Here is a 19,051-nt window from a genome sequence, read left to right as displayed (position 1 = left end):
TGTCGCAGACAACCAGCCGTTAGCGCAGAATGGTGACGGAGCCTGTTTGGACAAAAGGCTGCCCCATTTCATCAGCGGCTTCAAACCGATATACGTACACGCCCGGCACTGGGGTAGCTCCCTTGATGCGCCCATCCCAACGCTGTGCCGGACTGGTGGAAGTAAACACTTCCTGCCCGTTTCGGTCCCGGATAACCAGCCGGTAGGTGGTAATGAACCGTCCTTTTATCTCTAATACATCGTTCAGACCATCCCCGTTGGGCGTAAAGGCCGTGGGAAGCACCACCCGTAAAGGCCGCGTCACGGATACTACATTGGAATAGCTGCGCCCGCCACCGGGCGCAGTGGCTTCCAGCCGGTAACGCAACACCTGCCGGTCCGTGGGTGGAGTCAGATCAACATACGTGAATCCAGAAACCGTTTGGGTACGCAAAACCTGTCCGGCGGGGCCCAGTAGCAGTAGTTGGTAAGTGGCCGTAGCAGCACCATTAAGCGCCGACCACCGCAGCTGCACGGCATCGGTATTATCTTTTGTAGGCGTTGCTTCCAGAATAACCGGGCATACCGACGCGCTAGCTACAGATGTATTACCACAAGGGTCCTGGAACCGGGCGGTGTAGCAGGGAGGCGTATCGACGGATAACAGCGCCAAGGAATCCAGCAGCTTACCGGAGGCGGTGCCCACCACAGTGCTGGTGCCATCCTGCAGGCGCGTGTACACCACCGAGCTACCCGGAGAAACAGGGTCGGTGGTCGTTAGCTCTACCCGGTTGCGTAAATCAAACGAGGCCAGAATAACGGGAGCGGGGGGAGTTTGGGTGGAAGCGGTTTTTAGCGTCCGGGCATCAGAAACAGAAGTCACGCCGTTGCTGCTTGCAGTTATGCGGTAAGTGTACTCCATGCCGCATACCACGTCTTTATCCAGGTAGGTGCCGCTGGTGCCAGCGCCCGTGCGAGCCAGCAGCGTGCCGTTGCGGGTAATTTCAAAGCCGGTGGCTGCTGCCCCGGTAGTCCAGCGCAGCTCGTTGCGGCCATCGGCGGAGGTAGCGGAAAGCTGCACGGTACAGCCTGTGGCAGAAACATACCGGGTGCCGGTAGACTGGCAGGCATCGGTGAGGCGCAGACGGTAGCAACCGGGCAGAGTAGCAGCGGGCAGCGTTAGGCTGGTGCTGGACGCCGGGATATTCGCCACCTGCCGAAAACCACCCGGACTGGCTGCATCTGCCACTTCCAGCACATATTGATATTCTGCTTGCAGGGTGCCCCATTGAAATTCCAGGGAGCTTCCCTGCACCGTTAGCTGCTTAAGCTGGGGTATCTGGGGCGCTGCGGCGGGCGTGAAGCTGATGGTGCGGGTGCCGCTGCACAAAGAGGCCGCCGCATAGCTGCCCTGCACGGTAACAGAGTTAGTGCCGTTGGGAACGGCATAGGTAGTGGTGCCCGCGCTGGCAGGCTGCGGTGTGCCATTGCCCAACTGCACGGTAAACCGGTCATAGGTGCGGTCGGTAATGGATACCTGCACAAAGCCGGGGGCACAGGTTGCCACGGTGAAAACCGGTTCCGGAGCAGCATATACCCGCAGGGTGCGCGAGTAGATAATGCCCGTGCCAGGTACCAGCAGGTTAGGGGTGTTTTGGGTGATGACGATATTGCCCGGGGTAGCAGGAACCGTTAGCGTGGTCACAGTATCCCCTTCGGCAAAGCTGCAGACGGTGGCCGTGGAAAGCCGGTAGTAGGTTTTTCGGGGGTCGAGGGGGCGTCCGCTGCAGTCCCGCAGGCGGATGCGCTGGCCCGTGCACAAGGCCGTTACCGGCTGCCGGGTATCGGCATCATACACCCGGAAACAGGCGCCGGAGTTAGGCGTGTCGGTACAGGGAGCCTGCGCATGGGCGGGCCACTGGGCCAGCAGCAGGGCCCAGAGCAGCACAAAATATGGGGTAAAAAGCTTCACCATGGGCATAACGCGGCCGGCACGGAGGCAGTATAGCAGCGGCCGCAAAAGCGGAAGGTAAGAGACGAAGGGCAAATTCTAGCGCCACTCGTAGGTGCGCACAAAGGCCGCGGCCGCGTGCAGGTCGGGGTAGAGCACCCGGTCGTGCCCGTTGAAGGGTACTTTCTGGCGGAAAGCCTCTACTACCTGCTCCAGCTGCGGGGAGGTGCGGGCCGGGCGGCGGAAGGCCAGGGCCTGGGCGGCGTTCAGCAGCTCAATGCCCAAAACCTGCTCCGTATTCTGGATAACGCGCAGGCCCTTGGTAGCGGCGTTGGCGCCCATGCTCACGTGGTCTTCCTGCCCGTTGCTGCTTACAATGCTGTCAACGGAAGCCGGAGTGCACAGCTGTTTGCTTTGGCTTACGATGCTGGCGGCGGTGTATTGCGGAATCATGAAGCCCGAGTTGAGGCCAGGCTCGGCCACCAGGAAGGGCGGCAGGCCGCGCTGCCCGGAAATCAGCTGATAGGTACGGCGCTCTGAGATGCTGCCCAGCTCGGCTACGGCAATGGCCATAAAATCAAGCGCCAAAGCCAGCGGCTGCCCGTGGAAGTTGCCACCGGAAAGAATAGTGTCGTCCTCGGGGAAGATGTTGGGGTTGTCGGTTACGGCGTTGCACTCCGTTTCCATCACCTGGGCCACGTAGGCCAGGGCGTCGCGGGAGGCGCCGTGCACCTGGGGCTGGCAGCGGAAGGAGTAGGGGTCCTGCACGGCCTTTTTGGGCTGCTGCTGCAGCTCGCTGCCCGCCAGCAATTCCCGAATGCGCGCAGCCACCGTGAGCTGCCCGGCGTGCGGCCGAATCTGGTGCAGCCGGACATCAAACGGCTCCGGCCGCCCATCAAACGCTTCCAACGACAGGGCCCCAATCACATCCGCGGCCTGGGCCAGGCGCTGGGCGCGCATCAGGCTGTGTACCCCGTAAGCCAGCATAAACTGGGTGCCATTCAGCAATGCCAGGCCTTCTTTGGCGCCCAACCGCACCGGTTCCCAGCTGAATAAGTGCAGCGCATCGGCGGCCTGCAGGCGGTAGCCCTGGTAGTTTACTTCTCCCAAACCCAGCAGCGGCAGGCACAAATGCGCCAGCGGAGCCAGGTCGCCGCTGGCACCCAAGGAACCCTGCTGGTAAACCACCGGCAGAATGTCGCGGTTATAGAAATCGAGCAGGCGCTGCACCGTGGCCACCTGCACGCCGCTGTGCCCGTAGCTGAGGCTCTGGGCTTTCAGCAGCAGCATCAGCTTCACCAGCTCACTAGGCACTTCCTCGCCCGTGCCGCAGGCGTGCGACATCATCAGATTCACCTGCAGCTGCTCCCGGTCGGCGGGCGGAATGCTTTTATCGCAGAGCGCTCCAAAGCCGGTATTGATGCCATAAATGGGGGCATCTGAATGCTCCAGCCGCTCCCGCAGGTAGGTGTGGCAGCTTTCGATGCGCTGGCGGGCTTCGTCGCTGAGGACTACGCGGCGGCCGCTGGCTACCAGCTGGCCCAGTTCCTGGAGGGTGAAATGGTGGGAGGGAGTAAGCGAAAAATCAGCAGACATGGGTGGGGGAGAACGGGGAAGCGCAGAAAAACTGGCGGGCCTGAGTGGGGAGGAGGCCCGCCGGTTTCAAAGTTGGGTAATTCAAACGGAGTTTTTGGTACCGGGCTAGTTACCGTTCGTCAGGAGTTGGATGACATCTTCCAGGGAGAGCTGCTGCTCCTGCCCGGTGCGCAGGTCTTTCAGCTTAAACTGCCGGGCGGCGCGCTCCTCCGAGCCCTGCAGCAGCACAAAAGGAATGCCTTTGGCATCGGCGTACTTAAACTGCTTGGCCAGCTTGGTGCTTTCTGGGTACAGCTCGCTGGGCACGTTGGCCTCGCGCAGCTGGCGCAGCACTGGCAGCATCCCGGCCATGGAGTCGGCATCGAAATTGGCCACCAGGCAGCGGGTGATGGCGGCCGCGCCTTCCGGGAACAGGTTCAGCTCGTCCAGGCAGTCGTAGAGGCGGTCTACGCCGAAGGAGAAGCCCACGCCGGATACGCCCGGCAGGCCAAAAGAGCCCGTGAGGTTATCGTAGCGGCCGCCGCCACTCACGCTGCCCATGTTCACGTTGTTGATCTTGATTTCGAAGATGCAGCCCGTGTAGTAGCTCAGCCCGCGGGCCAACGTGGGGTCAAATTCGAGGTGGTCGAACTGGGTGAAGCCGAAGCCTTGCAGTATCTCCTGCACCTGGCGCAGTTCCTGCAGACCTTTGTACTGGCCATCGGCCTCGGTGGGCACGCCGGCCTGCGCAAAGGCTGCCTGCAGGCGCTGCAGCTTTTCGCCAAAACCACCTTCCACTGTTAGCAGCTGAAACAGAGTATCAATGGCGCCGGCCGAGAAACCGCGCTCCAACAGCTCATTGCTTACGCCTTCCCGACCAATTTTGTCCAGCTTATCAATTGCTACAAACAGGTCGGTTTCGGTGCCTTCGCCGCTCAGAGCCTGGTAAAAGGCACCCAGTACGCGGCGGTGGTTTATTTTAATGGTGTGCTCAGTAAGGCCCAGCGTGTTCAGCACCTCGCTCATCATCAGCACAATTTCCGCCTCGCAGAGCAGAGAATCGGTGCCTACCACGTCGGCGTCGCACTGGTAGAACTCGCGGTAGCGGCCCCGCTGGGGGCGGTCGGCGCGCCACACCGGCTGAATCTGGTAGCGCTTGAAGGGGAAAGTGAGCGTGCCCCGGTTCATGACCACGTAGCGCGCAAAGGGCACGGTGAGGTCGTAGCGCAGGCCTTTTTCGGCAATTTTGGGCAGGATTTTTTTGGAGCCGGCCGCCAGGTCATCGGCGGTAACGTCTTTGGCGAAATCACCGGAGTTCACAATCTTAAACAGCAGCTGATCACCTTCGTCGCCGTATTTCCCCGTGAGCACCGATAGGTTTTCCATGGTCGGCGTTTCGAGCGGGGCATAGCCGAACTTCTCGAACACGGGCCGGATAACGCCGAATATATAGTTGCGGCGGGCCACCACGGCCGGGCCAAAATCACGGGTACCTTTAGGAATGCTGGGTTTCTGAACGCTCATCGTCTCGTCTCAGGATGCGAAAATTTGCCCGCGAAGGTACTCGCTAATTGCCGCAATCTGGTAGCGTTGCCGCGGGTAATGCAGGACAGCCCTTTTAGACTAGCCGCTCTGCAGCCAGGAAGCTGCCAGCCGGCAAAGCCCACAAAAAAGCCCGGGTAACTAACCGCCCGGGCTTCTCTTCTGGCTTAAGGGCTGCTATGGGTTTTAGCCCAGGGAGCCGTTGAAATATATGCCGTGGGCATCGAGCAGGTTGGCCGCCAAAGCCGGCCGCTGAGTAGGTGCAATGCCGCTAAAATAATTTAGTGCCGATTCCGGCAGGTGGCAAAGCACCAGCTCCCGGCTCTGCTGGCGCAAATGGAAATCATAAGCCAGCAGCAGGTCAATGGCTTCAATGGGTATCTCTTTCAGTAAGCTGCAGTCAACCCAAATAAGGCGCCGGCCACTCCGGGTAGCCCGGTGCAGGCCACGCGCCAGCTTATGCTCGGGAGCATCGGTTGTTTCCGGAGCTACAATGAGCAGGTAGCTATCCGGGAGTAATTCACGCTGTACATCTAGCATGGCCCTTTAACGTAAGCGCCATGAGAAAAGTGACAGTTAGGTTTGTAATTTCTGGATTATATATGTACATATGTTTTAACTAATATATAGTTAAAAAACATTATATATCAGCTATTTAAGTACAGAAAATGAAATTAAAAGAGGAGGTGAATCAGTGATAGTAAAATATAAATCATAATAATAAAGTTATATTTTATTTATGTTAAAACCAACTAATAATTTTAGATATAGGCTGGCAGTACTTCTCCCTGGCTAAGGGGAAAGTCGCCTTGCCCGGCGTAGCTGATACAGCACTGAAAAGGCGAAAGGAGCTTTCCAGGCTGCCCGCACACCAGCCGAACTGAGGGTCCGGTTGGTCCAGTCGTTACAGGTATGAAAAGCATGGTAGCGGCCGCTGCCCTGAAAGAAAACGTCCTGTGCGGTGCTGCGCCGGGGCGGCGTGGTGGCCGCGGCAAAAGTTGACCGCAGCCCGGCGCACAGCTGGCGGTATTCATCCTCCGAAATATGCAGGCTGATTACCCGGCGCGCAGGTTGCGGCGCCCCAGGGTAAAAGGAAACATGCACCAAGGTAGGAGCCGGCAGCAAAGCGCGCAGAATAATGCCCGGCCCGGGGAATCGGCCGCCGTAGGAGGCGCGGTAAAAGCCTTCGTTGCCCCAGCCAAAGCCGATGTACTGATTGGAGGTAAACTGCTGGCTCAGGCTGGTATCCTGTAAGCTCAGGAGCCAGTCCTGCCCGGTGCGCGGCTCCCGCAGGGGTACGATAATCTCAGTGTGAAACCCATTGGACACCACATAAACCGGAATGCCTTGGGGCGTTTCCCGGAACTGGTGGTTGCGCGGTACCAGAGTGCCCGTGAGCAGGAAAAGCAGAAAAGCCAGGGCCGCCGTCATGCCTATAAACCTAGCATACTTTCCACCGAAAACCCTATGCGCAGTTTGAATAGGGGGAAACGCAGGCCGCCCGCCGTGGGGTTTCGCGAGGGAAACACCAGGACGGGCGGCAGAGATGCCTGAGTGGGCGGAACGCCGGAAGGGAAGCTTAGGAGCCCTGACGGGTTGCTACCGGGGCTTTAACAGCCATTGCTTCAGGTTTCACGTGAGCATCTTTCCGGAACTGGCTGGCATATACCGGCTGCAGCGCTACGTTGCCCATGGCAATGCGGGTAGTAAGCCCATTCACCACAAAAGCAGGGTTGTGCTGGCGGAAGCCCAGTACCGTAGTGGTTACTTTGTATTTGCCGAAAGGAACCTTATCTACGCTAAAAGAGCCATCGGCATTGGTGGAAACCGTGCGGATAAGGGCGTTGTCTTCGGCACGCAGAATAGCTACTGTGGCGCTGGGAATGGGCTCGTTGGTCTCAGCATCACGGATAACGCCCGAAACTTTGCCGTTGTAGAAAGTGAGGGCCGATACCTGCAGGCCAGTAAGTGCCAGGATGATGCCCAAAGAAATGCGGTTCAAAAAGGAGGTTTTCATAGCTCAGAAAGGACAAAGAATGGAAGTGCGTGATAGGGCTGAAGAGTGCCGAAGCAGCCGCGGTTCCGCTGGGCGGGCTCCGCAGCCCTGTTGTTAGTGACAAGTTTTGCCGGCCAGTGCGGGACAGAAGCCCTTGGTTACCAACCGAACTATTCCAGCCCGAAGGCCGGGGCCCAGTCTCTGCCGTGACAGGTGTCAGCAGCGAGGGTGGGCTTGAAGTACAGATCAAAGATAATATTTAGTACTATGTTTTGCAAGGTACCTTTGATATTTTTTTTCTGCTTCTGTTTTTTACCCGTTCCAGAGGGGATGAAGTGGAGGAACGATGAGTATAAATCTGGGAAAGGAAGGAGGGAACAGGGTTTTAGTCTGCTAAAGCCGATTGGCTTTCTGTGGTATTAGATGAGCAACCGATGGGGAGGGTTGCCTGAAAACAGAAAAATATTTCTTCGAATCTTTCTGTCCAGCTGGCGGGTTGATTTCCCGCGCCCAAGGAGCAGGCCGCTGATGGTAGAACGCTCATCTCTGGTTTTTTATTGAGAAGTAGTTGCACAAAAGTACAGCTGGCTTCCCGGCGCGTCAACCGCATATTGATGTGATACAGGTGATTATCCGCTGAACGCCCCATGGGGACCAGCTGCTAAAAGCCCATAAGCATAGTGCCCCGGCTGGTTTATTACCGGCCGGGGCACTTTTGGGATTAATCACGCTGAAAATTAGCCACCGAAGCCGCCACCACCATTCTGCAGCTGCTCAATTTTCTTGGGGGGCTTGGTAGCCCCTATGTACCAGGTGAAGCCCAGCCAGCCCACGCGGGTTTCGTTTTTATAGCGTGCCGTGGTTTGCAAAGTCTCCGTGTCAATCTCGGAGCGGCTTACCTGGGTGTCAAACAAATCAGATACGCGCAGTGTGAGGGCGGCGCGGTCTTGGAACAGGCGCTGGCGCACGGCCACATCCAGGCCGCCGTAAGCCAGCTGCCGGCCCTGGGCCGTGAGCGTGGCCGAGCGCCAGGAGCCGGTGAGCTGTACATCCAGGGAGGGGCGGGGCGTGAAGCTGTTGTTCAGCCGCAGGGTGCCTGCCAGCGCGCTGCGCTGCTTGTCAACGGAAGCATTGCTGGCAATCTGGCTGCGGTAGAGGGAGCCGGTGAGGCCCACGCGCCACCATTTGGCCAGGGGCTGGTTCCAAGTCATTTCGGCTCCCAGGTTGGTGGTGCGGCCCACGTTGCGGTAAGTCTCGGCGGTTACAATGCCGGCCTGGTTCAGGCGCGTAGCCGTGGTATCAATGGTGCGGATGCGCTGAATCACATCATCCGTGAAACGGCCGAATAAAGTACCCGTGAGGGCAGTGCCATTGCTTAGGTTCAGCTGCTGGCCCAGCTCTACGTTATGGCTGAATTCAGCGCGCAGCGAGGGGTTGCCTAAGCGGTAGTTGCGGGCATCCTGGAAAAGCTGGAAGGGCAATTGCTGCATAAAGTTGGGCCGATTGATGCGGCGGGCATAGCTCAGCTGCAGGCGGTTCTGGCCGGGCTCCTTGCCCAGCTCCCGGCTAAGGGTGGCGGAAGGGAAAAAGCTCAGATAGTCCAGTTTCACCTGGCCCTGACCACCCTGCACGGCACCCGATAGATTGGTGTATTCGGCCCGCAGGCCGCCCTGCACGTTATAGTTTTTGCCCAGGGGGCGCTGGTAAGTCACATAACCCGCCGGCAGCACTTCCCGGAAGTCGTACTGAATGGCGCGGGCGGGGTTTAGCACGAAGTCGTTGGGACGGTCGGTGGGCGCGGTGAGCTGGTCGGCGGAGCCATCGTTCCAGGTGGTCTGCACCTTCAGGCCGGTTTCGAGGCGGCTTTTGCCATCGGCCAGGGGCCGCACATAATCCAGCGTGCCATAGGCAATAGTAGCATTCACGGCAAACTCCTGACGCTGCGAAGGCGCGTCGCTCAGCCGTTGCGTGAACGGTACATCGGCCGTTATCTTGACCCAACCGGCATTAGAGGACAGCTCCCGTCCTTTTTGCTCTTTCCATGTCCGGCGGTAAGAGGCATCGGCATTCCATACCAGCACATCCACATCTACTGCCTGCTGCCCCAGCTGGTTGGGCTGCTGCTCGTTGTTAATGGCTGTAGTCAGCGTTTGCTTGTTCAGATTCCGCTCACCTTCCATGGAGGGCGACAGGCTGAAGCTCAGGTTCTGCTCCTCATTCAGATCATACTCCACGCCCAGGTTGAGGGAGTGATTCATGCGCCGCTCAACGCCAGAGCCCTCCTGGCTGGTGCGTATGGTTTCGCCAGTGGGCAGCAAAGCCGTTTGCGTGCCGCGAGACTTGTCCGAGAAGCGCTGGTCGCGGCCGTTGTAGCTGAAGTTCCAGTTGGCCGCTCCCTGGCGGCGATTCAGGCTAAAGGTGGGAGCATACTTCTCCCCGTTGCCTACCACCAGCCCCACCTGCCCGTTTATACCGTTTTTGCGCTCTTTCTTGGTGATAATATTAATCACACCCGCCCCAGAGGCATCATACTTGGCCGAGGGGTTGGTGATGATTTCGACCTGCGAAATGCGCGAGGCCGGTATCTGGTCCAGCTTGGAGCCGCTGCCGCCGTTGCTCGTGCCGCTGGGCTTGCCGTCAATCAGAATAGTGAGGTTGGAGGAGCCGCGCAGGCTGATGGTGCCATTGGCATCCACCGCCACCGAGGGTACATTCTGCAGCACGTTAACTGCAGTGCCGCCCACGCTACTCAGATCCTTTTCCACGTTGATGACGCGCTTGCCCAACTCGTTTTGCACCGTTTCCTTCTGGCCCGTCACCGTCACCCCTTTCAGCTGGGTTACGATTGGGTTCAGTGCCAGCGTGCCCAACTGCAGGGACGGCGCTTCCGCGGCCAGCACTATGGTGCGCTTAATAGGCTGATAGCCGATAACTGTAGCGCGCAGCATATAACGTCCCAGCGCCACTTTCTCCAGCAGGAAAGCGCCATCTTCGGTGGTTTGCGCCCCGGTTACCAGCGTAGAGTCCTGGGCCCGCAGCAATACCACGTTCACAAACGGCAAAGCCTGCTTTGTGGCCTGGTCCATCAGTTTGCCCGAAACTGAGCCAGTATTCTGAGCGCGCAGACCCAGTGGAAAGAACATAAGCAGGAGCCCCAGGCACCAAAGTGCCCGGCCAGGGAGAAGTTGTGTTTTCATAAGTCAGAAAGGGAGTGGAGGGTAGAAACAGGCAATAAGGGGCTGTCCCAGTCGGCCGCGGTACCGCTGGAGCCCCGTACAGGGGTTCTAAAACTCAGAAGGGAAAGGAAGCTCTGGCGGTTAGCCCGGGCTGCAGCCAGCGGCTGCGGATGTTACCTCGGCGGCATGTCTCCCGTTTGGAAACTGGTCTACCTCAATGCTATAGTGAAGTTGATGGAACAAATATAGGATACAGTACTTTGTGACGCAAGGTACTGTATTGAAAAATTTTGCTAATCAGTATAATAATCTGTTAAGTTGTTGATTGACAAATAGTTGATTTTTGTGCTACCGCCGTGCGCTGAAAAATCAGAAACCTATTTTCCTGCTGCTGTTCTAGTTTTTGCAAGCATCATGCAGTGCGGAGATGCCTGCGGTGACAGAGTATAGAAGGCAGGCTCCGGCTGGCGTAGGTCAGATGAATGCCTCCTGCAAAGGGTTGCCTGAGTGCATAAAAAAAGCGGGCCTCCCCAGGAGGCCCGCTTACGAGGCAGAGGAAATGCTCCGGTTTATTTGGTGCCCGGGGTTACTACCTGCCCATTGCGGTAGGTTTTCTTTTCCTTCACGGTTTTGCCATCTGGCCCAAAATACGTCCAGAGGCCGGTTTCCCGGTCGTTGCGGAAGGAGCCGGTTACTTCCAGGGTGCCATCTTCGCGCAGCTGTTTGTAGGCACCCAGGCGAAGACCTTTCACATAGGTGGTTTCCGCTTTCAGCTTGCCCGAGGCATAGTATTCCTGCTTCAGGCCGGTGGCGTGGCCGTTTTCATTGGTTACCCGGCTCTCCACGGTACCCGTGGGGTAGTAAGAAAGCTGTTCTCCGCTCAAGCGGCCATTTACATAGCTGGTCTGGGTTTTTACCTGTTTGGTGCCGGGGTAGAAAGTGCGCCAGGTGCCGGCGGGCTGTCCGTTTTTAAACTGCTGCTCTTCGCGCACGGAGCCATCTTCCTGGTACATGGTCAGCTTCCGGTCGCGGGCCTGGTTGGCGTACTCAATTTCCTGCTCCAGCTTGCCGGAGGGATAGAAGTTCTGGGTACTGCCGGTGAGGACCCCGTTGCGGTAGTTCATCTTGCTTTTCACCGCCCCGCTTTCGTAGTAGGCCTTGGCCGGGCCATCCAGGTTGGAAGTAGGAGTGGAGAGGGCTGCCGTGTTTTTGGTCATATCATCGCCCAGCGGGTTTTTCACGGCCCGGTTGGCCTGCGCGGCCGCTACGTACGTGCCCTCGGTGCGGAGTTTTCCGGAAGGGTAGTAGCTCTTGTAAGAGCCCCGGCCTGTTTTGTCCGTCAGCACCTCGGTTTCTACCTGGCCGTTATCATAATAGGTTTTGTAGGAGCCGGTGAGCAGGCCACCGCGGTAGGTAGCTTCGCTCTGCAGCTGGCCGTTGGGGTGGTAGGTTTTCACCGGCCCGCTGGCCTGGCCATTGACATAAGTGATTTCCGACCGGGGCTTGCCCGAGGGGTACAGCTCCTGCACCACGCCGCTGGGCTGGCCCTTGGCAAGCGTGGTTTTCAACTTCACCTCGCCGTTGGGATGATAGTAGGTAAGCGTGCCGGAAGGCTGGTCGTTCTCATAAGTGCCCTCTTGGGCCAGCTGCCCGGTTTTATAATACGTTTTGAAAGGGCCCTGCCGCTGCCCTTGCTGGTAGGTGACCTCCAGCCGGGGCTTGCCGGTTTCAAAGAACTCCACGTAGGCACTGTCGCGCTTACCGGCTGTAAAGCGGGTTTGCGCCTCCAGCTTGCCCGAGCGGTAAAACCGCTTGTACGGACCCTCCATAACGGTATCGGCCCCTACCGTTGCCGAGTACACCTCCCGGATACGCTGGCGGGAAGAATCCTGATAGGTGATGATTCGGCGGAGCTTCTGGGCCTGTGCTGCCGTTGTAGAGAGCACCAGCAGGAAAGCAAAGGCAAGTAGTTTCATAGCCGCAAGAACGGAGGAAATAGAAAAGTATTTTTCAAGCTGTGCCTGGCCGAGTTAGTCCGTAGGGCCAGTCAGATTTAGAATGAAAACAAAAGCCCTGCCGCAAAAATTGCCGCAGGGCTTTTAACGCCGAAGATGAAAGCACGATATGCCGGACTATCCGCTCAGGCAGTGGAATTCAGGGTTAGATTTTCTCCAGTACAATGCTGCTGGCGCCACCGCCGCCGTTGCAAATACCTGTTACGCCAATCTTGCCGCCTTCATTCTGCAGCACGTTCAGCAGGGTAGTAACGATGCGCGCGCCGGAAGCCCCCAGTGGGTGGCCCAACGATACGGCACCGCCGTACACGTTTACCTTAGTGCCTTCCAGATTCAGTAGCTTGTTGTTAGCCAACGAAACCACGGAGAAAGCCTCATTGATTTCGTAGAAATCAACGTCTTTAGCATCTAGACCAGCATTTTTCAGCGCCTTTGGAATAGCCAGGGAAGGGGTGGTCGTAAACCACTCGGGTGCCTGCTCCGCATCGGCGAAGCCCCGGATAATAGCCAGCGGCTTAATGCCCAGCTGCTCGGCTTTTTCGCGGCTCATCAGCAGCACGGCGGCGGCGCCGTCGTTCAGGGTAGAGGCGTTGGCTGCCGTTACCGAGCCTTCTTTCGTGAAGGCAGGCTTCAGGGTAGCAAACTTGGCGAAGTCGGCTTTGGTGTACTCCTCGTCGTCTTCCACCACCGTGGATTTGCCGCGCACGGTTACCGTTACGGGCACAATCTCATCCTTCTTTTTGCCGGCTTTGGCCGCGTTGGCGCTGCGGGTGTACGACTCCTGCGCAAAAGCATCCTGCTCTTCGCGGGTAATGTTCATTTCCTTGGCCGTGTTATCGGCCGCGTTGCCCATGGCGTAGTCGTGGTAAGGGTCCCACAGACCGTCGCGCACCAGGCCATCAATCATCTGGCCGTGGCCGTACTTGGCGCCAAAACGGGCTTTATCCAGGTAGTAAGGCACATTCGACATGCTCTCCATGCCGCCAGCCAGAATCACATCGGCCTGACCCAGCATGATGGCCTGGGAGGCATACATAATGGCTTTGCTGCCGGAAGCGCATACTTTATTCACGGTAGTGCACTCTACGGTATCGGGCAGGCCGGCTTTCTTGGCGGCCTGGCGTGCCGGAGCCTGGCCCAGGTTGGCCGAAATAACGTTGCCCATGATAACCTGCTGCACTTCTTTCGGATCGACGCCGGCTTTCTCCAGCGCGCCTTTCAGGGCAATAGCGCCCAGATCAGTAGCCGAGAGGGAAGCCAGGCTGCCGCCAAAAGAACCGATGGGCGTACGCACCGCAGCAACGATTACTACTTCTTTAATTTGCATATAGAGGGTTGGGTGGGGGTGAGGGAATGCCGGAAAGGCCGCGTGGGCTCTTCCGGCGGATAAAAGTACGCTTCTGCGTCGGCTTAGCCAACGCACCCGATTACAAGCACCTGCGCCAGGGCATTTTTGGGCTATTTAATGGAAGCCGATACCAGCTACCAGGCTGGTTTATCCGAGGACGCTTTCGGGGGTGCTTTGCGGGGCAGCTGCTGAATATACTGCTGCTCAGTGGCGCGCAGTGCGTCCAGAATCTGCCGGGCCTGCGCGGGGTTTAGCTGCATTTGCTGGAGGCGCGCCCGCTGGGTTTTCATTTGAGCGGCGTCAGTGGCGGCATTTTCCGTGCCTGCCCCTCTATTTGCGCCTGGCGCGTCAGAGGAGCTGAGCCCGCGGGTATTGCCTGGCTGCTGGCCCTGGGCCATTTGCTTTTCGGGGCCCGCGCCGGGTTTCACGCTGCCATCGGCACCGGTTCCCGCCGGGTTGCCGGGCTGCTGCGCCTTAGGCTGGCCTTGCGCGTTGGGGCGGGACTGGGGCGGCTGGTCCGGGTTATCCGGCTGGTTTTCGTCATTCGCTTCGCCCGGCCGGTCCTGGCCCGGCTTCGGCTTGGATTGCTGGCTGGGCTCTTTGTCGTCGGCTTTCTTGTCGGCGGGTGGTTTTGGCTTGGGGGACTCCGGCTTATCGGTCTGCGGGGGCGGAATCGTAGGGTCGGGCTGGCGTTTCAGGAACCGGCTAACTATTTCGTAGTTGTAGCGGGCCGCGGCATTGGTAGGGTTGGCCACCAGCGCCAGCCGCAGGAGGCGCACGGCTTGGGCATAATCGCCCCGTTGCGCGCTCAGCACGCCCAACTGCTGATGCGCCACGCTGCGCACTCGGGGTACCGGGCTGGTTAATAGCCGACCGTAGTAGGCGCGGGCGGCCGGAAGCTGCTCGGCCCGGTTACTGGCATGGGCCAGGTTCAGGAGAATAGCTTCCGTAGGGCGAGAGGCTTTTTCGGCCACAAGGGCCTTTCGAAACTCCTGCGCAGCCCGCGCAAAATTCTGCTGGGCATAGGCCTGCGTACCGGCCCGCACGGCTTCGTTACGGTCGTGCACCCAGGTAAGGCCGCGCCAGCCCCCCAGCAGTACCAGCAGAAAAAGCAGCGTGGCTCTCATGGGCGAATCACTCTCACCGTTACTATTACATCCAGCATCATGAAAGCCAACGCCAGCAGGAGCGGGTATCGATACCGGTTATCGGCCACGGAAACCGTGCGTACCTGTTCTGCCTTGCCTTCTACGCGGTTCAGCGCATTTACCAGCTGCGGAAACTCATTGCGCTGGTCGCTCAGCTCAAAGTATTGCCCCTCGGCCTGCGCAGCCAGCCGGCGGAGCACCGTGGGCTGCAATTGGGTTACGGCATCCCGGCCTTTGGCATCCCGCACAAAGCCGCCGCCCGCCCTGGGAATGCGGCTGCCTTCTGTGGTGCCTACTCCCACGGTAAACAAATGCACCCCGGTGCGCGACAACTCCCGCAGCACGGGCTCCAGGTTCTCGCCAAAATCCTCACCGTCGCTCACCAGCACCAGCGTTAGCGCGCGGGGCGGGGCTCCCTGGGCCCGCGGATTGGCGGTAAAGCGCCTTAGGGCCAGCTGCAGCGCCGGTGCCAGATCCGTGCTGCCCCCGGGCACCAGATTGGTTTGCAGGGTAGAGAGGAAAAGCTGCAACGCGCCTTGGTCGTAGGTAAGGGGGCACTGCACATAAGCCGTATTAGAAAATACGATGAGCCCGATCCGGTCGGCCTGAAAGCGGCTGACCAGGCGGGAAAGCTCGGCCCGGGCTTTCTGTAGGCGGGTAGGGGCTACATCCGGCGCATCCATGGAGCGCGACAAGTCCACCAGCAGCCATACATCCTTGCCAGCTGTGCGCACTGCTTGCTTGGTCACGCCATAGGCGGGCCCCAGCAGTGCTATCAGCAGCAATGCAAAGTAAGTCAGGCGCAAAGGTAGTTTCCACGCCAGCCGCCAGCCCCGCTGCCCAAAGGGCGCAGCCAGTCGGCGGGTGCGCAGGACAAATCCGGTGTAGAGTACTACCACTAAAACGATGGCTACCACCTCCGGCCACCCCCAGGGATAGGCCCAATTCATATATGTACTGAGGTAAGCTGCACCATTGCGACAAATATAACAGCCTGATTGTGGCCGCAGAAGGAATATCTGAGGTAGATATTTTCAACCAAAGTATTGGTTTCTGTTACCTAGTCGTATATTTGTGCACTCTTTAACCGGAAGAGACTCATATCTGGAGAGATGGGTGAGTGGCTGAAACCAGTAGTTTGCTAAACTGCCGTAGCTCTAAAGGCTACCGGGGGTTCGAATCCCCCTCTCTCCGCACCATGTGTAGTTCAGGATTCCCACACCAGGGTTCTGAATTTTTTTCGGGGTGTAGCGTAGCCCGGTATCGCGCCTGCTTTGGGAGCAGGAGGCCGCAGGTTCGAATCCTGCCACCCCGACCCTTCGAATAGCCGTCAGCCCACCTTTGGGGCGGGCGGCTATTTGTTTTTGACCCCGTAGCTCAGCTGGATAGAGCAGCTGCCTTCTAAGCAGCCGGTCTTTGGTTCGAATCCAAACGGGGCCACGCCATTAAAAAAGCCACTTAGCTTATTTGCTGAGTGGTTTTTTTGTTGATCGTGCCCACGGTGGTACCCACAATGAACCCCGAATACGCCAAGGTAGTAAGGTAGATGTGCAGTAGATTCCGTACTCGTTTAGATGCCGAATACAGGCCGATAAGCTGGGAGTAATTAGCGGGTAAACTTCTCGCGGCGGACCGTGGCAGCCAGGGCCTGGGTGTCTGCTTCAGACGGGTTATACAACGCCATCAGGTCTTCCAGGCTTTGTTCGCCATCAATATAGCCTTGCAGGGCGTCCAGCACTATGGGGCTGGGGGCGGCTCCGGCTATGGTAGCAATGGCTACTCCCCACGTAACGTGGCTCTGCCGCTTGAGGCGCGCCTGGCGCTCGGCAGGGGGCAGATCGGGTGGAAAAGGAGTGAATTCAGGAGAAGCCATTTACTAGGGTAAAAGACGAGTCCGGCTTCTACGTGCCGACTACGCTTCAGGTTGTATGCTGCCGCCCGTGCGCATTCTGGACAGTAAGGCCTTTAATAAGGCAATATCAGGCTTCCCCGGATTAAGCACTAAACATATTTGAAGCCGTGCTCCGGTGACTATTCTGGTGTTAGCCCGAAGGAGATAAGAGGCCTGAAATTAGTAATCAGCCAACAAAAAAGCCTGGCTAACCCGCAATGTGTCAGTTGCGACTTAACCAGGCTTTTCTTCTAAATCATAAAGTGTTGCTTGGATAATTAACACATAAATATGCTGTAGAATAAGTAAGTAGGAGAGAGATTAATACAAGGGCTGATGCTTCTTCATCAGCTATACAACTCCATCCAGTTAAGCACATTCAGGCATTGGCAGCTCATAAAATCATTTGTGGATGAATTACCTGTAGCGCGTACCTAATGTGAACCAGGAAGAACAGCCGGCAAATGATTTGCCGACGCCGGGAGATCCATAGAAATAGGGTACTGTATTAAGCTCTAACACTCTCTTATCTTATTACATAAATATGCGGGAGGTAAAACAGAAAGCGGGTCAGGCTACCGCAAAACCAATGCCGAAACAGGCTTAGAAGTGGCAGCAGCATAAGGTAAATAAAATACTTCCCCAAACAGCCAGGCGGTACCGCCGGTACGCATCCGAATCAGGGAATACGTGTTAACGGCCCCCGATACAGAGTCAATCAATTGCAGGAGTAGCCGACCACTATTTAAGGCCTGCTGAAACCGCTGGGAGTGGGATCCTTCCGTGGCGGTACCGGGGAGAAAGCAGCGCCCCACACGGGCAGCTTCTAGTAAAGGCGGAGTTTCTTCTATTTGCTGCCAAATACCAGCAGTTGGCTTTTCTTCGCGGCAACCCCGCACGGGACGTGTGATTTGCCACTGTACTAGGCAACGATTGCCGGCAAAAACGGCTAAATAAAGTAAGCTGCCGGAGGTGGGACAAGCATACCAGGCATAGCGAAGAAACTGCATGAATAACTTATGAGAAAGAATTAGGAAAGCCCTGGGACGAAATCCCGGGGCTTTCCCCCTTGGGATTGAGCGTACATGCTATGCTGGTTCGGTAGTTGAGGCTTTAAAGGCAACGGTAGCTTTTAACTAGCGTCCGCCACCTTGGCTGCTGCCACCTTGTCTTCCACTGCTGCCGTGGTTGCCACCACCATGGCTGGCCATACCGCCTTTACGGCCGGCTTCGCGGGCTTCTGCTGAAGTCCATTCGTGGCCACGGCCACTTTCGTGCGAGGCCTTACCGCCTTCACTGGCGATGCGCCGCTGCTCTTCGGGGTCCATGGCGGCAAAGCCGCGGTTACTGCTGCCTTTGTTGCTGTTATTATGGCCATTACCACCACTGCTTGCCATGCCGCCTTTGCGGCTGGCTGCGGCATGCTGCTCAGAACTGCCGCCGCGCTTATTTCCTTTTGAGTTTGGCATGATAAAAAGGGATTTAAGGTGGAAAAACTTGTCTTACCTTAACGCCTTTCTTTCTCCGAATGGTTGCTCTTTTAGGTAGTAAAATGCCTCATTATAAGCAAAATACCGACTTTTACTGAGGCTGGACAGCGGGTTTTAGCTCATCATCAGGATAAATACGGACCTGAGCAGTGGCTGCGGAAAGTATCCCGTTATATAATAAATATACCTCACCAAAAGGGCCCTATTCCCAGCTTAACAAAACCTATTGCCAGACCAGAAATGGGTTACTCGGCCTTATCGTGCCGAATGATACCTTGTTCCATGGCATACCGGATGAGGGCCGCCGTGTTCTTTACTTTCGTTTTTTCAATCAGGTTTTGCCGGTGAGTTTCAATGGTGCGCCGGCTGGTGAAGAGTTTTTCGGCAATTTCATTGGTCGTCATGCCTTCGGCAATGAGCTGCAATACTTCCCGTTCCCGGAATGAGAGGCCTCCGGGCTTTTTTTCTTCTTCAGGGGTACTGGCTTCCATGGTCAGCACTTTGCGCAGCATGGTCAGGCCTACTTCACTGCACAGAAACTGCTTGCCGGCTGCCACGGTATGAATGGCCACAATAATTTCTCCCCGGTCGGCATTCTTCAGCACGTAGCCCTGGGCGCCGGCTTCCAGCAGCTGCCCAATGCTGCGTTCGTGGCTGATCATGGAGAGAACCAGAATCCGAACATCGGGAAACTCTTCCCGCAGGCGGGTAGTGGTTGCCAGGCCATCCAGTACGGGCATGTTCATATCCAGCAATACCACATCAGTGGGGATAGTGGGAAGCAGTTCTAAAAGCTCCTGCCCATTATTGGCTTCGCCTACTACCTCCAGCGAGGGCTCGGTGCTTAAAACAGCCCGCAGCCCTTCCCGAACAATAGTGTGGTCATCAACCAAAAATATCCTGATCATGGCAGTAGGTGAAAATAGGCGACTAAAGCTTA

14 protein-coding genes and 3 tRNA genes are annotated in these 19,051 nt (G+C 57.5%); 3 read left to right on the top strand and 14 right to left on the bottom strand.

Features of this window, described 5'->3' with window-relative positions; genetic code table 11:
- Positions 1-19: 19 nt before the first annotated feature.
- The 11 genes from AM218_RS07710 to AM218_RS07660 all read right to left on the bottom strand — a co-directional run bounded on the left by AM218_RS07710 (position 20) and on the right by AM218_RS07660 (position 15,680).
- Entirely contained in the window at positions 20-1,954 is a 1,935-nt protein-coding gene (locus tag AM218_RS07710) for a T9SS type B sorting domain-containing protein (protein WP_157547573.1), read from the bottom strand.
- Between the two features lie 75 nt (positions 1,955-2,029).
- The gene (gene hutH / locus AM218_RS07705; RefSeq protein WP_054413321.1) at positions 2,030-3,526 is read right to left on the bottom strand and encodes a histidine ammonia-lyase; all 1,497 of its coding nucleotides are present in this window, start codon (positions 3,524-3,526) and stop codon (positions 2,030-2,032) included.
- Between the two features lie 105 nt (positions 3,527-3,631).
- The gene (gene hisS, locus AM218_RS07700) at positions 3,632-5,029 is read right to left on the bottom strand and encodes a histidine--tRNA ligase (RefSeq protein WP_054413320.1); all 1,398 of its coding nucleotides are present in this window, start codon (positions 5,027-5,029) and stop codon (positions 3,632-3,634) included.
- Positions 5,030-5,233: 204 nt separating this feature from the next.
- Positions 5,234-5,587, bottom strand: a complete 354-nt coding sequence (locus AM218_RS07695) for a hypothetical protein (RefSeq protein WP_054413319.1) — start codon at positions 5,585-5,587, stop codon at positions 5,234-5,236.
- A 252-nt stretch (positions 5,588-5,839) separates the two neighbouring features.
- Positions 5,840-6,478, bottom strand: coding sequence for a DUF2459 domain-containing protein (locus AM218_RS07690; protein WP_054413318.1), 639 nt, complete (start codon positions 6,476-6,478; stop codon positions 5,840-5,842).
- Between the two features lie 148 nt (positions 6,479-6,626).
- Positions 6,627-7,064 (bottom strand): carboxypeptidase-like regulatory domain-containing protein, encoded by a 438-nt coding sequence (locus AM218_RS07685; protein WP_054413317.1) that lies wholly within the window; start codon positions 7,062-7,064, stop codon positions 6,627-6,629.
- Between the two features lie 716 nt (positions 7,065-7,780).
- Positions 7,781-10,186, bottom strand: a complete 2,406-nt coding sequence (locus tag AM218_RS07680) for a TonB-dependent receptor (protein ID WP_054413316.1) — start codon at positions 10,184-10,186, stop codon at positions 7,781-7,783.
- Positions 10,187-10,788: 602 nt separating this feature from the next.
- Complete coding sequence (locus AM218_RS07675) at positions 10,789-12,195, bottom strand: toxin-antitoxin system YwqK family antitoxin (protein ID WP_054413315.1); 1,407 nt, start codon at positions 12,193-12,195, stop codon at positions 10,789-10,791.
- Between the two features lie 184 nt (positions 12,196-12,379).
- Entirely contained in the window at positions 12,380-13,561 is a 1,182-nt protein-coding gene (locus AM218_RS07670) for an acetyl-CoA C-acyltransferase (protein WP_316937433.1), read from the bottom strand.
- Positions 13,562-13,716: 155 nt separating this feature from the next.
- Positions 13,717-14,709 carry a hypothetical protein gene (locus AM218_RS07665; protein WP_054413314.1) on the bottom strand — a complete coding sequence of 331 codons (993 nt, stop codon included), beginning with the start codon at positions 14,707-14,709 and terminating at the stop codon, positions 13,717-13,719.
- Positions 14,706-15,680, bottom strand: coding sequence for a vWA domain-containing protein (locus tag AM218_RS07660; protein WP_054413313.1), 975 nt, complete (start codon positions 15,678-15,680; stop codon positions 14,706-14,708). The genes AM218_RS07665 and AM218_RS07660 overlap by 4 nt, the downstream gene beginning before the upstream one ends.
- Positions 15,681-15,836: 156 nt before the next feature.
- Here AM218_RS07660 and AM218_RS07655 point away from each other — a divergent pair.
- The 3 genes from AM218_RS07655 (at position 15,837) to AM218_RS07645 (ending at position 16,170) form a co-directional block, all read left to right on the top strand.
- Positions 15,837-15,924: transfer RNA gene (locus tag AM218_RS07655), tRNA-Ser, on the top strand.
- Between the two features lie 47 nt (positions 15,925-15,971).
- Positions 15,972-16,045: transfer RNA gene (locus AM218_RS07650), tRNA-Pro, on the top strand.
- Positions 16,046-16,096: 51 nt separating this feature from the next.
- Positions 16,097-16,170 (top strand) — tRNA-Arg (locus AM218_RS07645).
- 166 nt (positions 16,171-16,336) lie between these two features.
- Here AM218_RS07645 and AM218_RS07640 read toward each other — a convergent pair.
- From AM218_RS07640 to AM218_RS07630, 3 genes are all read right to left on the bottom strand, one after another.
- Entirely contained in the window at positions 16,337-16,603 is a 267-nt protein-coding gene (locus AM218_RS07640) for a hypothetical protein (protein WP_054413312.1), read from the bottom strand.
- Positions 16,604-17,757: 1,154 nt separating this feature from the next.
- Positions 17,758-18,090, bottom strand: a complete 333-nt coding sequence (locus AM218_RS07635) for a KGG domain-containing protein (protein ID WP_197274037.1) — start codon at positions 18,088-18,090, stop codon at positions 17,758-17,760.
- A 266-nt stretch (positions 18,091-18,356) separates the two neighbouring features.
- The gene (locus AM218_RS07630; protein WP_054413311.1) at positions 18,357-19,019 is read right to left on the bottom strand and encodes a response regulator; all 663 of its coding nucleotides are present in this window, start codon (positions 19,017-19,019) and stop codon (positions 18,357-18,359) included.
- Positions 19,020-19,051: the final 32 nt, after the last annotated feature.

Origin of the sequence: Hymenobacter sp. DG25A, assembly GCF_001280305.1 — a bacterium.
In the GTDB taxonomy this organism is placed as follows: Bacteria; Bacteroidota; Bacteroidia; order Cytophagales; family Hymenobacteraceae; genus Hymenobacter.
This window is presented reverse-complemented; position numbering and strand designations above follow the sequence as displayed.